The organism is Rhodococcus sovatensis (assembly GCF_037327425.1).
Taxonomy (GTDB): Bacteria; Actinomycetota; Actinomycetes; order Mycobacteriales; family Mycobacteriaceae; genus Rhodococcoides; species Rhodococcoides sovatense.
The window spans coordinates 1573068-1591211 of record NZ_CP147846.1 but is presented as its reverse complement, the minus strand read 5'-3'; the positions used below and the strand labels follow the sequence as shown (position 1 = coordinate 1591211).

Annotated in this window: 18 protein-coding genes; 2 read left to right on the top strand and 16 right to left on the bottom strand. The window is 64.2% G+C overall.

The genetic code is table 11. The features are described 5' to 3' along the window. Window positions 1-179 precede the first annotated feature (179 nt). From WDS16_RS07450 to lspA, 3 genes are read right to left on the bottom strand one after another with little or no spacing between them, the layout of a single operon-like run. The gene (locus tag WDS16_RS07450; protein ID WP_338891673.1) at window positions 180-845 is read right to left on the bottom strand and encodes a hypothetical protein; all 666 of its coding nucleotides are present in this window, start codon (window positions 843-845) and stop codon (window positions 180-182) included. After that, window positions 842-1768 carry an RluA family pseudouridine synthase gene (locus WDS16_RS07445; RefSeq protein ID WP_338891671.1) on the bottom strand — a complete coding sequence of 309 codons (927 nt, stop codon included), beginning with the start codon at window positions 1766-1768 and terminating at the stop codon, window positions 842-844. Before WDS16_RS07445 ends, WDS16_RS07450 begins: the two co-directional genes overlap by 4 nt. Then, window positions 1765-2463 carry a signal peptidase II gene (gene lspA / locus WDS16_RS07440; protein WP_422395766.1) on the bottom strand — a complete coding sequence of 233 codons (699 nt, stop codon included), beginning with the start codon at window positions 2461-2463 and terminating at the stop codon, window positions 1765-1767. The genes WDS16_RS07445 and lspA overlap by 4 nt, the downstream gene beginning before the upstream one ends. Before the next feature lie 82 nt (window positions 2464-2545). Between lspA and WDS16_RS07435 the strand changes: the two genes are divergently transcribed. Then, entirely contained in the window at window positions 2546-3481 is a 936-nt protein-coding gene (locus WDS16_RS07435) for a hypothetical protein (RefSeq protein ID WP_338891670.1), read from the top strand. Beyond that, window positions 3478-4230, top strand: a complete 753-nt coding sequence (locus WDS16_RS07430) for a hypothetical protein (RefSeq protein WP_338891668.1) — start codon at window positions 3478-3480, stop codon at window positions 4228-4230. Before WDS16_RS07435 ends, WDS16_RS07430 begins: the two co-directional genes overlap by 4 nt. Window positions 4231-4332: 102 nt before the next feature. On the opposite strand, the gene WDS16_RS07425 is transcribed toward WDS16_RS07430, so the two are convergent. The 13 genes from WDS16_RS07425 to murC form a co-directional block, all read right to left on the bottom strand. Next, a complete protein-coding gene (locus WDS16_RS07425) occupies window positions 4333-4845 on the bottom strand; it encodes a hypothetical protein (RefSeq protein ID WP_338891667.1) in 513 nt (170 codons plus the stop codon). A gap of 162 nt (window positions 4846-5007) precedes the next feature. Then, the gene (locus WDS16_RS07420; protein WP_422395818.1) at window positions 5008-6318 is read right to left on the bottom strand and encodes a DNA polymerase IV; all 1311 of its coding nucleotides are present in this window, start codon (window positions 6316-6318) and stop codon (window positions 5008-5010) included. Window positions 6319-6376: 58 nt separating this feature from the next. Then, window positions 6377-7024: a peptide deformylase gene (locus tag WDS16_RS07415; RefSeq protein ID WP_338891663.1), complete on the bottom strand. Its 648-nt coding sequence runs from the start codon at window positions 7022-7024 to the stop codon at window positions 6377-6379. Then, the gene (gene ileS, locus WDS16_RS07410; protein WP_338891662.1) at window positions 7021-10182 is read right to left on the bottom strand and encodes an isoleucine--tRNA ligase; all 3162 of its coding nucleotides are present in this window, start codon (window positions 10180-10182) and stop codon (window positions 7021-7023) included. Before ileS ends, WDS16_RS07415 begins: the two co-directional genes overlap by 4 nt. Before the next feature lie 305 nt (window positions 10183-10487). Next, window positions 10488-10658 carry a hypothetical protein gene (locus tag WDS16_RS07405; protein WP_338891660.1) on the bottom strand — a complete coding sequence of 57 codons (171 nt, stop codon included), beginning with the start codon at window positions 10656-10658 and terminating at the stop codon, window positions 10488-10490. An 84-nt stretch (window positions 10659-10742) separates the two neighbouring features. Next, on the bottom strand, window positions 10743-11594 hold the full coding sequence (locus WDS16_RS07400) for a DivIVA domain-containing protein (RefSeq protein ID WP_338891658.1): 852 nt from the start codon (window positions 11592-11594) through the stop codon (window positions 10743-10745). 161 nt (window positions 11595-11755) lie between these two features. Then, window positions 11756-12043: a YggT family protein gene (locus tag WDS16_RS07395; protein ID WP_068381366.1), complete on the bottom strand. Its 288-nt coding sequence runs from the start codon at window positions 12041-12043 to the stop codon at window positions 11756-11758. Between the two features lie 101 nt (window positions 12044-12144). Further along, the gene (locus WDS16_RS07390) at window positions 12145-12807 is read right to left on the bottom strand and encodes a cell division protein SepF (RefSeq protein WP_338891657.1); all 663 of its coding nucleotides are present in this window, start codon (window positions 12805-12807) and stop codon (window positions 12145-12147) included. A 70-nt stretch (window positions 12808-12877) separates the two neighbouring features. Continuing rightward, window positions 12878-13642 carry a YggS family pyridoxal phosphate-dependent enzyme gene (locus WDS16_RS07385; RefSeq protein ID WP_338891656.1) on the bottom strand — a complete coding sequence of 255 codons (765 nt, stop codon included), beginning with the start codon at window positions 13640-13642 and terminating at the stop codon, window positions 12878-12880. Next, window positions 13639-14391 carry a peptidoglycan editing factor PgeF gene (gene pgeF, locus WDS16_RS07380; RefSeq protein ID WP_338891655.1) on the bottom strand — a complete coding sequence of 251 codons (753 nt, stop codon included), beginning with the start codon at window positions 14389-14391 and terminating at the stop codon, window positions 13639-13641. Before pgeF ends, WDS16_RS07385 begins: the two co-directional genes overlap by 4 nt. 6 nt (window positions 14392-14397) lie before the next feature. Continuing rightward, the gene (gene ftsZ, locus WDS16_RS07375) at window positions 14398-15627 is read right to left on the bottom strand and encodes a cell division protein FtsZ (protein ID WP_338891653.1); all 1230 of its coding nucleotides are present in this window, start codon (window positions 15625-15627) and stop codon (window positions 14398-14400) included. Window positions 15628-15855: 228 nt separating this feature from the next. Continuing rightward, the gene (locus WDS16_RS07370) at window positions 15856-16602 is read right to left on the bottom strand and encodes a cell division protein FtsQ/DivIB (RefSeq protein WP_338891651.1); all 747 of its coding nucleotides are present in this window, start codon (window positions 16600-16602) and stop codon (window positions 15856-15858) included. A 32-nt stretch (window positions 16603-16634) separates the two neighbouring features. Then, window positions 16635-18119: a UDP-N-acetylmuramate--L-alanine ligase gene (gene murC, locus WDS16_RS07365; protein WP_338891649.1), complete on the bottom strand. Its 1485-nt coding sequence runs from the start codon at window positions 18117-18119 to the stop codon at window positions 16635-16637. Between the last annotated feature and the right edge of the window lie 25 nt (window positions 18120-18144).

The window sequence follows — 18144 nt, the reverse complement described above, 5'->3', positions numbered from 1 at the left end:
AGGTCGAGCGGGTCGATATGTCGAGACGCGAAGTGCACCTCACTCTAGGCGTTGGAACCGACAGATATTTCCGCACTCTCGGTGTGTCACGCCCACCTGCGTGTCGCGCCTGGGCGCGTCGTGACAGGTGTGACGGAAGAGACCTCTGGGAGCGCCGCGACCGCGAATTGACACTCGCCTCACGGCGGTGGGATGGGTCCGTCATCGGGTAGCGCGCCCACGACATCGACGTAGTCCGGTAGAAACGCCCGGACTGCGAAACGCCCGGCGATCGCGTCGGACGGTAGCGCCTCGACCGCGCGAACACCGGACGTCGCTTGCATCGACCGCAACGAGACCCCGGTCGCATGCACCACCAGGCCTACGACGCAGTCGCACCCGGCGGCCAGCCGAGGCAACGACGCCGCGTCGATCTGTGACTGCCGATCCCACTGGCCGGTCGAACCGTGCAGCCCGGACGCTGCAGCGTCCTCGGACGCCAGGACCGACTGTTCGGTGCCGGAAACACCCACTGCAACGGTCGGGGTCTGGACCCGGTCCATCGGAACACGGATCAGTACCTGCGCGATACGCGAACCACCCGCAGATCGATACGCCGTCGCGGGTGACGTCTCGTCCGCAAACGACACGAGCGCCCAATGAAGGTCGTCGTCGGCCGCCGCTTGCTGCACGCTCAGTATGGAACGTGAGGTGTAGTCACCGACCGTCTCACCGCTGTCCGGTCCGAGTCGGTCGGTGTTCACTCCCGGCCGTGGTAGCGGGTTCATGACACCGACAACCGCGAACAGAACAAGAGTCACCACGACGAGCGCGCACGCCTCGGCAACCCCCCGCACCCATCTCATGCCGAGCGCAGCACCTCGAGCGCATGTTCGAGATCGGCCGGATACTTGCTCTCGATCTCCACCCAGCGGCCGTCCGACGGGTGGGTGAACGCCAGCGATTTGGCGTGCAGCCATTGGCGTTCGAGGCCGAGGCGTTCAGCGAGGCGTGGGTCGGCACCGTAGGTCAAGTCGCCGCAGCACGGGTGCCGTAGGGCGGAGAAGTGAACCCTGATCTGATGGGTGCGCCCGGTTTCGAGATGGACGTCGAGGAGGCTGGCGGCCTGGAACGCCTCGATCGTGTCGTAGTGCGTCACACTCTCTTTGCCGTCGGCTCGGACGGCGAACTTCCAGTCGTTGCTGCCGTGTCTGCCGATGGGCGCATCGATGGTGCCGCTGCTCGGATCCGGATGCCCCTGCACGAGAGCGTGATACCGCTTCTCGATGGTCCGCTGCTTGAACGCACGCTTGAGCAGGGTGTATGCCCGCTCCGAAGTCGCCACGACCATCACCCCCGAGGTGCCGACGTCGAGACGGTGCACAATTCCTTGACGCTCGTGCGCTCCCGACGTCGAGATGCGGAAGCCGGCTGCGGCCAGACCACCGATGACCGTCGGCCCCGTCCACCCGACACTGGCATGAGCCGCGACACCCACGGGTTTGTCGACGGCGACGATGTCGTCGTCGGCGTACAGAATCTCCATGCCGTCCACTGGTACCGCTTCGACGGTGAGTTCACGCGCAGGCTCGGGAAGAATCACTTCGATCCACGACCCGGCCGACAACCGTTCCGACTTGCCGACTGCTGCGCCGTCGACCGCAACCGAACCTTCCTCCGCCAGCGTCGCCACGACGGTGCGTGAGAGTCCGAGCAGTCTGGACACACCCGCATCTACCCGCATACCGTCCAGGCCGTCGGGAACCGGCATCGAGCGCGACTCTCTCACTTTCGTTCCGCCGCACCGGAATTAGCGACGTCCTTCTTCGACGACGCCCGTTCTCCGTTGGGCTCGAAACCGAGCAGGCTCACTACGACCAGCAGGATCGCCCCGCAGACGATGGATGAATCGGCGACGTTGAACACCGGCCACCATCCGACGGACACGAAGTCCACGACGTGGCCCTGCAACGGTCCTGGCGAACGGAAGAAGCGGTCGATCAGATTGCCCAGAGCGCCGCCGAGAACAAGACCGAGTCCGATCGCCCACCACAGCGAACGCAGAGTCCGGCCGATCCGAATCACGGCAATCACGACGCATACCGCAACGATGGTCAGGAGCCATGTCATTCCGGTTGCCATCGAAAAGGCGGCGCCCGGATTACGTACGAGCCGAAGCGTGACCACATCCCCGATGATCTCGATCGGCCTACCCGGCGCAACGAAGTGCACAACGGCAATCTTGGTGACGAGGTCGAAGGCGAGAACGACGAACGCGATCACGATCAGCATCCGAGTGCGCAGCGGTCGCCGAGCCTGATCCCCTCCGGCGGGCGAGACTTCGTCGGCCTCGGCGGCCGGTGCGGGGTCGGCGGCAGATGCGCCTGCAGCGGTCTCCGGCCTTTCGGCACCGGTATCTGGGCTGGAATCTGGACTGGGCGAATCGGTCGGGCGGTCGTCACTCACACCCCTATCATGTCGCATCGAAGCCCCGCACCTGTCACCCGGATCTGCTGGGCTGCGCACGCCTGCGTGCGCTGTCGTCGAGCATCCGTAGCCTGGTCCCGTGATCTTCACTTCCGAAACCCCGTTGCGACGCCTTCGTGCCCTAGCCGCCGCGGTCGCCGTGACTGCGCTTCTGGCCGGTTGCGGAACCTCCGATGACGATGCGCCGTCCGACACGGCTACGTCGTCGACGACCTCAGGAGTGGCGCTTCCGGTCACCCCCGTGACGGTTGCCGTCGTGGACGCGGGAGCAGAGCCACGGAGCCCGCTCACGCAGGACCTGACCGGGGAGCAGTCGATTCTGCTGACCACCCGGTCGACCGTCACCCAGCAGATCGACGACCAAGCGGTTCAGGACTTCTCCACCCCGGAATTGACGGTCCCGCTCACGGCCCAGCCGGCCGACTCCGATTCGGACCGCACGGTGGACCTGCGGGTCGGTAGTGCCACCTCCGCTGACCAGCGGCTGACCGAGGCGCTGGCAGCAGCGGACGGCTCGGAAGCCGGGTTGACGGTCACCGACACCGGCGCGGTGACAGCACTGTCGATCGCACCCGCCGAGGCAGCACAGGACTCTGCGCGCGCGGCCATCGAACAGGCTCTCAATCAAGCCGTGTATCGATCGATTTCTTTCCCAGAGGGCGATGTGGGTGTCGGTGCGGTCTGGACTGCAGATCAGCAGGTCATCAGCGGCCTCACACTCAACCAGCGAACTACCGCGACACTCCGGGAGCGGAACGGGGATCGTCTGACGATCGACCTACGAATCGAGCAGACGCCCGAGTCGACGACGCTGGAACTACCCGACGACGCGGGTCAGTTGGCGATCGACTCGTACACCATGACCGGCACGGGGACACTCGAGATCGATCTGACGAAACCGCTGCCCATAGCCGGAGAGGTCACGGTCGGCGGCAACCAGCAGTACAGCGATCCCGAGGGCACCACAGTCCTCCGTCAGGACATCAGCGACACGCTTCGGTGGACGACGCCATGAGGCACCCCCGCGTGATCTGGACGGCGACGCTGTCGGCTGTCGCCATCACTGTCCTCACTGCCTGCGGTGCCGCCGAGGACAGCCCTGACGACGCCCCGCTTGCCGACCTGGAACCTCGGGTAGTCGCACCGCAACCGCTGAGCGGCTCGCCCATCACCGACTCGACCGTTCTCAGCGCGAGGATGCTGCTCGTCGAGGACGTGCCCGACGGCTTCGCCGTGGTCCCGGATCCAGTCCGCGACCTCGGACTCGATCCGGCTCCCGACTACGACGCACAGGATCGTTCCGGGACCGACCCTCAGGCGTGCGCCGACGTGCTCGCAACCGTCACACAGCAGTCTCCCGGTGCATCCGCCGACTCCGAGGTCCGGTACTCGGGGCCCGAGTTCTCCTCGATCGACGAGGATGCCGCCAGCTATGCCGACAACGGCGCTGTCGCAGCCTTCGACGCGGTTCAGAATGCGTTCGCCCAGTGCACCGAGTACACGGGAACCGACGCCGACGGTGTCGGCGTCCAGTACCGGCTCGGCGCGCGCGAGCAGGAAACGATCGGCGATGCATCCACCTCGGTGCGTCTCGAGACGACAAGCGAGGGATACACATTGGTGGCGGACGCCGTCGTGGCCGTGGTCGACCACACGGTCGTCCAACTGGTGGTGACCAGCCAGGAGGGCGTGGATCCAGCCTCTTTCACTGCTCTCGCGAAGACCGCGGCGGACAGGATCAGAGGTATCGACGCGGGCGTCTAGGGCCGAGAAACGCACCGGTGCCGGTCTTGTGCTCCTCGTCGGAGTACAAGACCGGCACCGGGAACCACACACAATCGCGTGTGCAGCAGCGAACCAGTCGAACTATGCGCAGGCGGGCGACGTCAGCTGCGCGAGCGTAACGAAACCACACGCGTTGTCCTTGGACAGCTTCCAGACACCGTTCTCAGCGACGAAGACGAAGCTTCCCGGGTTGGCCTGACCGTTGATGGACAGCGTGGCGCCTGCGTTCAGGGTTCCATCGCCGAGGTCGTCGACGCTGGTGATCTCGATCTGTGCGCCGTTCTGGACGGCAGCGGCCGCGACCTGGTTGATGAGCTCCGGATCGGCCTCGGCGCCCTGGATCAACTGCGCCTTCTCCTCGACCGGAACAGCCGGATCCAAGCCGCGCGCCAGTTCCGCATTGAGCTCTTCGGGAGTTGGCACGGGCGGGTAATCGCCTGACGGCTCGGGGGCGGTGGACGCCGAGGAGGCGGCGGATGCCGACGTGGTCGTCGGAGTCTCTTCGTCCCCTCCGGAGCTGCACGCCGTCATGGTCAGCGCGGCGGCGATCGCGACGCCGGCAACTACGGCCTTTCGGGTGTTACGAAGCTTCAAGTGCTCTGTCCCTTCGGTCTTACTTCTCGCGGTCTGTACTTCTCGGTCATTTGCTGTTGCTCTTACGAGCAACGTCGGCCTGAGTTCGTCCCGGCCGCTCCACTATGCCATCCGTCCACTCGGGCGGAAAGGAGCCAGGCTACTCACCGGTAGGAATCACTGTCATTCCATGCTGTCGAGGGCATCCGCCACAACGAGCATGTCGTCGTCCTCTGCGAACGTTCGTGCTCGCCCCGGACCGGTGGAGCGGGTCTCGAAGCGAACTGTCACCACTGAGTGTCCCGCCCCCTGAATCCACCCGTGCCCGTATTCAGGATGCCTTACATCCACGCCGGGATGCCACTTCGGCCCGTACTCACGCGCAGTCGGCGGCGTTTCCATCGCGGTCCCGTCGCCCGCGAGCACGTCTTCGGAGTGGTAGTCGAGCTCGGGAAACAACGAACCCTGCTGCACCGCGGACAGACCCGCGAGTGAGACACCGACCAAGCGGATCGGTCCGAGTTCCACCGGATCGAGCACCTGCCGCTGGGCAGTGGCCACGAGGGTCTGCTTGTCCACGGTCGCGTACGGCAGCGTCACCGACCGTGTGACGATACTCATGTCCGACTTGCGAAGCTTGAGCACCACTGTTCGCGCGCCGCGGCCGTCTTTGAGCAGACGTCGATGGGCCGCATCCGCGCTTGCTTCCACTGCTGCTCGCAGCTGCGCGAGAGTGACCAGGTCATGCGCGAAGGTCGTCTCCGCGCTGACCTGCTTTGCCTCCGCTCGCTCTGCCACGACGCGATCGTCGATTCCCCGCGCTAGCTTGTGCAGACTCGGTCCGATCCTCGCGCCGAGGATGGATGCGATCTCGGACTCATCGGTCGCAACGAATTTCCCGATGGTGTCGATGCCGAGCCGTCGAAGCTTCTCGTCGGCGACAGGTCCTATCCCCCACAGCTTGCGGACAGGCAAGCCGGCCATCAGTGCCGTCTGCTCGGCAGGGGTGACCACCTTGACACCGTCCGGCTTGGCAAGTCCGGAGGCGATCTTGGCGATCTGCTTGCCCGAGCCGGCACCGAGCGAGGCCACGAGACCGGTTTCGGCGAGGACCAGGCTGCGCAGCATCTCGCAGAACTCGATCACCTCGGCGGCGGTCGCGCCCGCGAGTTCGGTGGGTTCACCGAATGCCTCGTCCATCGACAACTGCTCCAGCACCGGCATTCTCGCGCGCAATCCGTCGAACACACGTCGACTCAGAGCCTGATAGAGCGCACCACGCGGCGGCAGAACCACTGCGCCCGCGCCCACGAGTCGACGCGCCTGATGCATCGGCATTGCCGAACGAGCTCCGAAAAGGCGCGCCTCGTAGCTGCAGCCGGCCACCACGCCGCGGCCTCCCGCACCGCCGACGAGCACTGGTCTACCACGCAGTGTGGGCCTGGTGAGCTGCTCGACCGAGGCGAAGAACGCATCCATGTCGAGGTGCAGCACCCAGCGCCTACTGCGAGAGTCGATCACAACCGAAAAATACCCGTGCGCACGTTTCGCGTCACATGCCTTCGAGGTCGAAATCCAGAGCGGCAGCCGCACGAGACGGTGACGGCTCGGCCCAGAGCTCGGCATAGACGTCGTTGGCCGCCAACGACCGAGTGATTGCCTTGTCCACGTACACGGTGCCGTCGAGATGGTCGGTCTCGTGCGCAACGATCCGGGCGGGCCACCCGTGGAACACCTCGTCCGTCTCAACGCCGTCGACGCTGGAGCACCGCAGTCGTACCGACTCGGCTCGCGCGACCACCGCCTGATACCCCGGCACACTCAGGCATCCCTCGTAGAAAGCCACACGCTTCTCGCCGACCGCCTGATAAAGCGGGTTCACAAGAGCCCGAAACGGCAACGGTGTTCGCCGACGTGTGCGTGCAAGCTCCTCGCCGATGTCGTACATGTCCTCGACCACAGCGATACGCAACGGAATGCCGATCTGCGGTGCGGCCAGACCGACACCGGGCGCGTCGTGCATGGTCGCGCGCATCACCTCGATCAATGCACCGAGGGTACGGCGCTCGAGTTGGCCGGTCAGCGGCGCAGCAGGCGTCCGAAGAACCGGCTCACCGACAACCGCGATGGGCACGACGCCGTCGCGAGCTCCCGACAGGAGCTCCCGAACGGCGTCCTCCAGCGATGCCGAGTTCGTCATGTCGCGCGGCTGATCTTCGCCCGCACGCCCTCTCCGAGCTCCACCGCATCGACGCCCGGGTCTCCGTCGGCCAACGTCAGCGCCAAGACCTCTCCTGCGATCAGATCGCGGTGAGTATCGAGCCACTCCTGCCGTTCTTCCGGTACTCGGACGACGATGTCGATGCGGTCCGACACGTTCAGCCCCAGGCTACGACGCGCCTCCTGGAATTCGCGGATGCGGTCTTTGGCCCACCCCTCCGCCTCCAGCTCGGCAGTGACGCTGGAGTCGAGGACCACAAGACCGGAGTTTCCTGGCAGTGCAGCCGTCGAATCGGGTTCGGCAGCAACCAACTTGCGAGTGAACTCGGCGGGAAGCAATTCGATACCGGCAGCGCTGACGACACCGGATCCGTCCTCACTCCACTCCCCCGCCTTGACGGCCTTGATGACCTTCTGGACGTCCTTGCCGATTCTGGGGCCCGCGGCTCGCGCATTCACGACCAGCTCGAACTTGCCATGCACTGCAACGTCGTCGGTGAGATCGACCTTCTTCACGTTGACCTCGTCGGCGATGATGTCGGCGTACGGACGCAGCCGCTCGGCGCCCTCGGCAGCGACAGTCACCTCCGGCAGGGGCAGCCGCACACGCAGGTTCTGTGCTTTCCTCAAACCCAACACCGTCGAGCACACGCTACGCACTTCGTCCATCGCACTGACCAACTCGGGATCGGACGGCAGATCGGAAGCCGCAGGCCAATCCGTCAGGTGAACCGAGCGTCCACCGGTCAAACCACGCCAGACGACCTCGCTGACGAGCGGAAGCAACGGCGCGGCAATTCGAGTCAATACTTCGAGCACCGTGTGCAGCGTGTCGATTGCGTCGGAGTCCTCGCTCCAGAAACGCGAACGTGACCGTCGGACATACCAGTTCGTCAGAGCGTCGCAGAAGGTCCTCAGCTCGTCACACGCACCGGCGATGTCGTTGCCTTCGAGCGCATCGGTGATCGCGTCCCGGGTCACCGACAATTTCGCCAGTACGTACCGGTCCAGCACGTTCGGCGAGTCGGTTCGCCACTGACCGGGCTTGCCTGCGTACAACTGCAGGAAGCTCCACGCGTTCCAGATCGGAAGCAACGCCTGGCGCACACCCTCGCGGATGCCTTGCTCGGTGACGATCAGGTTGCCGCCGCGCAGGATCGGCGAGGACATCAGGAACCAACGCATGGCATCGCTGCCGTCGCGGTCGAAGACTTCCTTTACGTCGGGATAGTTGCCTTTGGACTTGCTCATCTTCAAGCCGTCCTCGCCGAGCACGATGCCGTGTGCAGCAACGGTCTTGAACGCCGGGCGGTCGAACAGTGCAGTCGCGAGCACGTGCAGCGTGTAGAACCAGCCGCGGGTCTGCCCGTTGTACTCGACGATGAAATCGCCCGGATTGTGCCCAACTGTCGTAGCTGTCCCGTTGAACCACTCTTCGTTCTCGAACGGGTAGTGCACCTGCGCGTACGGCATCGACCCGGATTCGAACCAGCAGTCCAGAACCTCGGGCACCCGACGCATCATCGACTTGCCGGTCGGATCGTCCGGGTTCGGACGCGTCAGATCGTCGATGTACGGACGATGCAGATCGTCCGGCCGCACACCGAAGTCTCGCTCGAGCTCGTCGAGGCTGCCGTAGACGTCGAGCCTCGGATACTCCGGGTCGTCCGACGTCCATACCGGGATAGGGCTGCCCCAGTAACGATTACGGCTGATGTTCCAATCTCGCGCACCTTCGAGCCACTTCCCGAACTGCCCGTCCTTGATGTGCTCCGGGACCCAGGTGATCTCCTGGTTGAGTTCCACCATCCGGTCACGGAACTTCGTCACCGCGACGAACCACGACGGAACCGCCATGTAGATCAACGGCTGACCGCTCCGCCAGCTGTGTGGGTAGGAGTGCTCGATCGTTTCGTGGCGCAGCAGGCGCCCTGATGCCTTCAGGTCCTTGATGATGACGGGGTTGGCGTCGAACACCATCAGGCCCTCGTACGGCGGAACGAGGGAGGTGAACTTTCCACCCGGATCGAGCGGTTGCACCACCTCGATGCCGTTGGCTGTCGCGACGTCCATGTCCTCTTCACCGAAAGCCGGTGCGAGGTGCACGATTCCGGTTCCCGAGTCGGTGGTGACGTAATCGGCCTGCAGGACCCGGTGCGCGTTCTGGTGACCGAGGAAGAAGTCGAACGGCGGCGCATAGGTCAGTCCGACGAGATCGGCCCCGGCGTGCTCGGACAGCACGTCCGGTTCTTCGCCGAGTTCGCGCGAGTAGTGGGCCAGACGTGCGGACGCCAGTACGTACCGCTCTCCGTCGGTGCCCCGCACCTGCACGTAGTGAACCTCTGGGTTGACTGCGATCGCCAGATTCGACGGCAGTGTCCATGGGGTCGTCGTCCAGATCAGCGCATTCGCGCCGTCTACGGGTGAGCCAGGTGCCACCAGCGGCATCGTGACGGTGACCGCAGGATCCTGACGCATCTTGTACGCGTCGTCGAGGCGCGTTTCCTGGTTGGACAGCGGGGTCTGCTCGTACCAGGAGTACGGCAGAACTCGATAGCCCTGGTAGATGAGGCCCTTGTCGTACAGGGCCTTGAATGCCCACATGACCGACTCCATGAAGTCGATGTCGAGGGTCTTGTAGTCGTTGTCGAAGTCGACCCACCGCGCCTGCCTGGTGACGTAGTCACGCCACTCGCCGGTGTACTGCAGCACCGACTGCTTGCAGTAGGCGTTGAACTTGGCCAGACCCATCTCGTCGATCTCGGACTTGTCCTTGATGCCGAGCTGCTTCTCCGCCTCGAGTTCAGCGGGCAGTCCGTGGCAGTCCCAGCCGAACCGGCGCTCGACCTTCTTGCCTCGCATGGTCTGAAAGCGCGGAACGAGATCTTTGACATACCCGGTAAGAAGGTGGCCGTAGTGCGGGAGACCGTTCGCGAAAGGTGGCCCGTCGTAGAAGACGAATTCCTCGGCGCCCTCGCGGTTCTCCACGCTCGCGCGGAAGGTTCCGTCGGCCTCCCACTCGTCGAGAACTTTCTTCTCGAGTTCGGGGAACGAGACGCTGCCGGCCCGTGGTCCCGCGATGTCGACGAGTGGATACGCGTCGCGGGGGGCCGGTGTGCTCGTGGAATCGGTACTCATGTGCGGCGCTCCTACCGTGCCGACCACCTCGATACGCATGAGGCGGTACTGGACAGACTCGGCACGGGGACGACAACCGGCGTGTGGGACGCCGGCACCGCGGTACCACCCCGCTTGCGCCGACTTCTCTTTCGAGACCCCGACGCCGCTCGCACAGCTGTGACGGGCTTACCCGTTCGGTTCTACTGAGTGTCGGCGCATCTGGTTGGACACGCGCACCGTTCTTCCGAAGGCTCCCCGGTGATGGCCGGATCGACACCTGTACTCGTTTTCTCAGCCCATACTAACGGGCGTGCCGAACTGCTCTACTGCTCGGGCGGTGTCTTGCGCCCCATCAGAGCGCCTGCCAACAGCAGCACAGCTCCAACGACGCACACGGCAATGCATCCCCAAGCCCACAGCACCGACCCGGTCATCAATGAGATGACCAGCAGCGCGAACCCAACTGCTGCCGCGCCCAACGTCAGGACAAGCACGCCACTCCTCGTTCCGAATACGCCTTGCGGCGGTCGTCAGACCCAGGGTGCGCCGTCACGCATTGCGCGCGGGGCAGACGATCGTCAGTTGTTTCCCTTGGCATACGACTGGCTGTATCCGGAGGACTGGTCGTTCTGGCTGAAGTTGTCGGAACCATTGTCGACCGGCAGAGCGGACGAGCGATTCTCCAGTTCTTCGAGCTGGGATTCCAGGTACGACTTGAGTCGCACACGATATTCGCGCTCGAACGTCTTGAGCTGCTCGATACGCCCCTCGAGCACTGAACGCTGCTCGTTGATGGTCGCCATGATCTCGGTGTGCTTGCGCTCGGCATCTGCCTGGAGAGCATCGGCCTTCTCCTTGGCCTGACGCAGCTGGGTCTCGGATCGCGTCTGCGCGTCCGACAACAGCGACTCGGACTTCTGGCGGGCATCGGACACCATGGCCTCGGACCGCGTACGTGCATCCGTCACCAGACGCTCGGCGTTGGTGCGAGCGTTTCCGAGTAGCTGCTCCGACTCGGTCTTCGCGTCGTTGGTGAGCCGGTCTGCCATTTCCTGGGCGAGACCCAGGATCTTCGCGGCCTGCATGTTGGAGTCGCCACTCTGCGAGGGCGCTGCAGCAGCGACCGGAGCGGGCGCTACTACCGGCGCCGGCTTCGGCGGCTCGACAGGGCGCTGCGGCTCGGGAGCCTTCTGCTGGATTGGAGCAGCCTGCTGCGCGCCACCCTGGCGGGCGGAGCTCTTCGCATCGGCAAGTTCCTGGTCGAGCTCCCCGACCCGCTGGCGCAGGTCGGCGTTCTCCTCGATCAATCGCGACAACTCTTGCTCGACGAGATCGAGGAATGCATCCACCTCGTCTTCGTTGTAGCCGCGCTTACCGATAGGCGGCTTGCTGAACGCGACATTGTGCACATCAGCTGGAGTCAGCGGCATGGAAGGATCCCTTCACGCATCTTAGGGCGGTAGAGCAAGCATTCAGTTATATCCCATTCCGCACGAACCGGAACAATCAAACTGTAACTGGCGTCCATTCTGTCACATCGGTCGCGCTGGTCGCACACGTCCGACGAGGTCTTTCGGCAATGACATTGTGTTCACGATCCCAAACCCCGCACCACAGTCATCAGGATGAATACCCCGAAGAGCAGAACCATGATCGACAGATCGAGTCGAACCCCGCCGAGATTCACCGGCGGAATCAGCCGTCTCAGCAGCTTGACGGGCGGATCGGTCACCGTGAATATCGCTTCGAGCAATATCACGACAATTCCCGACGGGCGCCAATCTCGCGCGAACGTTCTGATGAATTCGACGATGATGCGGCCGATGAGCAGAAGCCAGAAAATGAACAGTATGAAGTAGATCACCGCGAACAAGGCCACAGGTCATACTCTGCCCGAAAAGATCGGCTCGATCAAAGCGACCAGGTCAGAGGCCTGCTCAGTTCGATCGAGCCGATATGGGTCAACGCGTCGATCAACGGTCATTGCTGACTGTAGAACCCGGTCTCGGCGATCCGACGGCGCTCCTGGGGAGACACATCGATATCGGCCGGTGACAGAAGGAACACCTTCGTTGCCACCTTGTCGAACGATCCACGAAGCGCGAACGCCAATCCGGCGGCAAAATCGACCAGGCGCTTTGCATCGGCGTTGCTCATCTCGACGAGATCCATGATGACGGGCGTTCCGTCGCGGAACCGCTCGCCGATAGTGCGAGCTTCGCTGTAATCACGCGGGCGTAGCGTGGTGATCTTCGACAACGGTCCGCCATCGTCGACCACCGGGCTCCTCCGAGTTTCCGCGCGCACATCCATTCGAGTGTCGACGGCCAGGTTGCCCCGGGTGGACGCGCCACGGCTTGCCATCGAAGGTGTGCGCGATGCACGGCCACCTATCGGAGCGAGCGTCGGTGCCGACCTCGGCGCCTCGTACTCGTCGTAGTCGTCGTCCATCTCGTCGAGTTCCGCGCGAGCAGGCCTACGGGACGAGAACGACGGCTTGGCGAACTCGCGATCGTCGATATCGCCGTACGGGTCACGCCCGCGTGAAGACCTGTGCGAGTCTGGCTCGTCGAGGTAATCGTCTTCGTAGTCCGCGAGCGGAACCATGCCGAAGTACGCCTTGAACTTGTGCAGGGTGCTCATCGATCTACCTTCCGTCCAAAAGCTGGATCGTTCCGTGTTCTGCGCTGCCGCTGTCCAGGTTCACGATGTGTCAGTTGTGACTGATGTGATCCGTGGACTGTACTGGCGAGGCTATCGGCCGCGAACCGAGTATTGCGGTACCGACACGCACACACGTCGATCCATGTCGCACCGCTGCCTCGAGATCACCCGTCATGCCCGCTGAGAGCTCCGTCGCATCAGGGTGTCGACTCAGCAGACCCTCGTGAATCTCCGCGAGGTCTGCGAATGCGGCGTCCGGGTCCGCTCCGAGTGGTGGCACAGCCATCAACCCTGCAAGCCTCAACCCATCCGAGCCTTCGACGAGCTCCGCCAGCGCAGCGAGATCCTCTCGCTCGACTCCGCCTCGATGTGTGTCCCCGTCGAGACTGACCTGAATGAGCACTTCGAGTTCGCTCGACCGCTCGCCCACCTCGAAAGCGTGGCCGACGGCCTTCTGAAGTGCAGTGACCAGACGCTCACTGTCCACCGAATGGATCGACGATGCCCAGCGTGCGACCGACTTCGCTTTGTTTCGCTGCAGATGTCCGATCATGTGCCACCGAACCGGCTCGGTTCCGATGCTCGCGCCGAGTTCGTCGACCTTTCTCGACGCCTCTTGTTCCCTGGATTCGCCGAAATCGCGGCACCCGAGTTCGAACAGAATCTCGACATCAGCGGCTGGGAAGTACTTGGTGACCGGCAGCAATGCCACGTCGTCGGGATCGCGTCCGGCTGCGGCACACGCGGCGCTCAAGCGCTCGCGGACCGAGGCGAGCGCCGTTGCGATCTGCGCTGCTCTGTCAGGGGATGTCATGGCTCCAGTGAAGCAGGCTCGGTGTCCATCCAGATCACGCTGGCCAACCTGCCGGTCGGCGCGCCACGTCGATGGCTGAACAGAGTTCGGTCCTCGATGGTGCAGCGGGGATCCGTCGCCACCGCCGGTACTCCAGCGTCGACGAGTTGCCGCCTGATTCCGGCACGAATGTCGAGACCTGGCGTTTTCCTGACCGTCGTACTCGCACTGCCGGGGAGATGCCGTTCCACGTCCGCCTGCATGTGCGCGGGAACCTCGTACTGTCGCCCACTTGCAGCAGGCCCGAGGAACGCCCCGATTCGGTTCAGCACTGCTCCCTCGGCAACCATCGCGTCGAGCACACGCGGCACGATCCCGATGCGGGCACCGACTCGACCCGCATGCACTGCCGCGATGACACCGGCTTCGGAGTCGGACAGCAGAACGGGCACACAATCGGCGGACAGAACCACCAGTGCCAGATCGCGCACCCTCGTCACCACCGCGTCGGTGACCGCGATCGGCTCGGTCACCGGTCCGTCGACGACGGTCACGGTGCGGCCGTGGACTTGCTCCATCCACACCAACCGATCGACGCCGACGCCGATCTCTCGACCGAGCCGTTCTCGATTGGTCGCAACCGCCGCCGGGTCGTCTCCGACATGATCACCGAGATTGAAACTGTCGTACGGAGGCGCCGAGACGCCACCCGTCCTGGTCGTGGTTACTCGACGAACCCTGAAATTCGACGTTGTGTCGATCGAACGCATCTGCGATCAGCGACGCATGAACGATGGCACGTCGACGTCGTCGTCGCCATCGTCTTCGGTGACCGGGACGCGACGGCCGGCACTACCTTGACTGCTCGACCCTCCGTTCGATCCCGACGACTGCAGGGGTGGCAGGCTGCTGGCACTTCCGGCGCCGACCGGATCACGGAACACTCCACCGGACTCGGACTTGTCGGATGACCGCGACGAAGATACTTCACCGGAACGCGCAGAACCGATCGATCCGCGCGCGGCACCCGGAGCGGCCTCGACCGGGCGACGTGTCGGCGTTCCACCATCGAAGCCCGCCGCGATCACCGTGACGCGTACCTCGTCGCCGAGTGAGTCGTCGATCACGGTGCCGAAGATGATGTTCGCGTCGATGTGCGCAGCTTCCTGCACGAGCGAGGCTGCCTCGTTGATTTCGAACAGTCCGAGATCGGAGCCACCGGCGATCGACAGCAAGACGCCGCGGGCGCCTTCCATCGAGGCTTCGAGCAGCGGCGAGTTGATCGCCGATTCGGCCGCCTTGATCGCGCGACCCTCACCGCGTGAGGATCCGATGCCCATCAAAGCACTGCCCGCGCCGGACATGACGCCCTTGACGTCGGCGAAGTCGACGTTGATCAGGCCGGGGGTGGTGATCAGGTCGGTGATGCCCTGTACGCCGTTGAGAAGAACCTCGTCGGCGCTGCGGAAAGCGTCCATGAGGCTGACCGCTGCGTCGCCGAGCTGCAACAAGCGATCGTTCGGGATCACGATGAGCGTGTCGCAGGACTCACGAAGCTGCTGGATGCCCGTATCGGCCTGTCCCCCGCGGCGCTTGCCCTCGAACGAGAACGGACGCGTCACGACGCCGACTGTCAACGCTCCGAGCTTGCGTGCGATGTTGGCCACCACCGGTGCACCGCCGGTGCCGGTGCCGCCACCTTCGCCTGCGGTGACGAACACCATGTCGGCGCCCTTGAGTACCTCTTCGATCTCGTCTTTGTGATCGTCGGCAGCTCGCCTGCCCACTTCCGGATCGGCGCCTGCGCCGAGGCCACGGGTGAGTTCGCGACCGACGTCGAGCTTGACGTCTGCGTCGCTCATCAGCAGGGCCTGGGCGTCGGTGTTGACCGCGATGAACTCGACTCCTTTGAGTCCTTGTTCGATCATGCGGTTGACCGCGTTAACGCCGCCGCCGCCGATGCCGACGACCTTGATTACGGCGAGGTAGTTGTGCGGGGGCGTCATTGGCTCTCGCCTTCCGTGGTTGTGTTCTGGTCTGTCTGACTACTCGAGCGGGTTCCGATACTCGAGTCGATGAAATTTGATTACTGCGAGTCGAGCAAAACTCTCAACCTAAACCACAGGCTTAGAGTTATGTCAAGTACTCGATGCACGGAACGCTATGCACCGGTGCGCCGATGCGCCATTAGGCGCGCCGACGACGTTGCAAAGATTTTCAGGACCGCGTCGGTACTACTTGGTGGTGGGAAGTTCAGGGCTCGACACATCCAGAATCTGTCCTGGTTGCGACAACAGCGCAAGCGCCACAGCCGATTTGCGCTCCGAGTTGTCTCGGTCGCCCCAGATGAGGATACGTCCGTCGAGAAGTGACAGCGACACATCCGACGCTGAGTTCGCCCGAATCTCACCGACCTGGCTTCGTAGCGACGTCGGCATCGAATCGAGTACCGCGAGAGCGCTTTCGGTAGCCGGATCGCCGGGCACCGGGTTGTCCGTCACCAGTCGTATGACCCCTGGCGGTGGAACTGCAACAGCGAAATCGACCGCGTCCGCGTCCAAGAGATGAGTGCCATCGCGTTCGTCGACGAAGACGACGGGAACTCGCTCGGTGACAGTGACTCTGACCGTCGACGGGTACATCCGCTGGACCCGAACGGACGCCAACGCCGGGATGGCAGCAACACGCTGCGCTGCCGAGCCCGCATCGACACGAACGAGCTTCTCCCCCAGCGGTACCCCGAGTTCGCCGACGATCTGCTCCTCGGACACCGACACGGCACCGTTGACATCGATCTTGCGCACCGACAGCAGCGGAGTGAGGTACACGATCGCGAACCCTGCAACTATCACCGCGACGACTGCCGCCGCGATCGTCGCGGCACGCCGACGTGAGCGGGATACGCGGCGTCGCTCGTCCTCTCTCGCCTGACGCCTGACCTCACGCTCGGAGTGTCCCGCGTCATCGGAGAGATCGTCCACGGCCGAGCTTTTCGACCGACCCGGACGCGAAGTCACGTCGATGCCCGGCGTTGCCCGATCCGAAAGTCCGTCTTGGAACGGAGAGCGTCGAGAATCGGTCCGGCAAGCATCGTCACGTCGCCCGCACCCATCGTGATCACCACGTCGCCTGGACTGACGAGACCCGCGACCTGCTTCGCAACGAGCGAGAGGTCCGGTTGGTAGATGACGGGTGCGGTGACCGCCGACGCGACGAGTGCCCCCGTCACGCCTGGTAGAGGCTCTTCTCTGGCGCCGTAGACGTCGAGAACGACCACCTCGTCGGCGATACTCAGGGCCTCACCGAACTCCGCCGCGAACGTCTCCGTCCTCGAATACAGATGAGGTTGGAACACCACGACGACGCGACCTCGCTCCTCGTCGCCCGCTGTACCAGCGACAAGCTGCTGTGCTGCGCTGAGCACAGCCCTGACTTCGGTCGGATGGTGGGCGTAATCGTCGAACACTCGAATGCCGTGCTCACGGCCGCGGATCTGGAATCTTCGGTGCACACCGCCGAAACCGGCAAGTCCTTCGAGGAGGTCCGTCACGCCGGCACCGGCCTGCAGGCCCGCGGTGAACGCTGCGAGAGCGTTCAGCGCTGTGTGCCGCCCCGGTACACCGAGACGCAGCGTGCGGGGCGTGTCCTCGCCGTCGACAAGCAACTGGGCGACGCCGCCGACGTCCTCGGGTTCCCACTGCAGCAACCGGACCGCCATCTCGACGCCACCGGTCTCGGTGTCCGCGGAGCCGTACCCGAGGACTCGGACCCCCGGAAGATCACGCGCGCGAATTCGCTGGGCAAGTGCTGCAGACCCGGGATCGTCCATGCATGCGACCAGTACACCGCCAGGTCCGAGCAGCGCAGCGAAGTCGTCGAACACCTGGACGTACGCCTCTTCGGTACCGAAGTGGTCGAGGTGATCAGCCTCGATGTTGGTGACGACCACGACATTCGGGAGGTACTGGAGCAACGAGCCGTCGCTTTCGTCGGCTTCCGCGACGAACACGTCCCCACTTCCGTGGTGGGCATTGGTTCCAGCCTCGTTGAGTTCACCGCCGACCGCGAACGAAGGATCGAAGCCGCAGTGTTGCAATGCGACGATCAACATCGACGTCGTCGACGTCTTGCCGTGCGTACCGGACACGAGAAGCGTGCGATAACCCTGCATCAACGACGAGAGCACCGTGGGCCGAAGCACGATCGGGATACCGCGTCGTCGCGCTTCGACCAGTTCCGGATTGGTCTTCGGAATGGCTGCATGCGTGGTGACGACAGCCGTCGGCCCGCCAGGAATGAGGTCGAGTGCGGAGGCATCATGGCCGACCCGCACCTGCGCGCCACGCGCTCGCAACGCCAGGACACCCCGGCTGTCCTTGGCGTCCGATCCGGAGACCTGGCCGCCGCGCGCAAGCAGAATACGGGCGATGCCGGACATTCCAGCGCCGCCGATGCCCACCATGTGCACCCTCGCGAGCTCTGCGGGAAGCTCGGCCATGTCCGTCCTTTCACACGTCACGTCG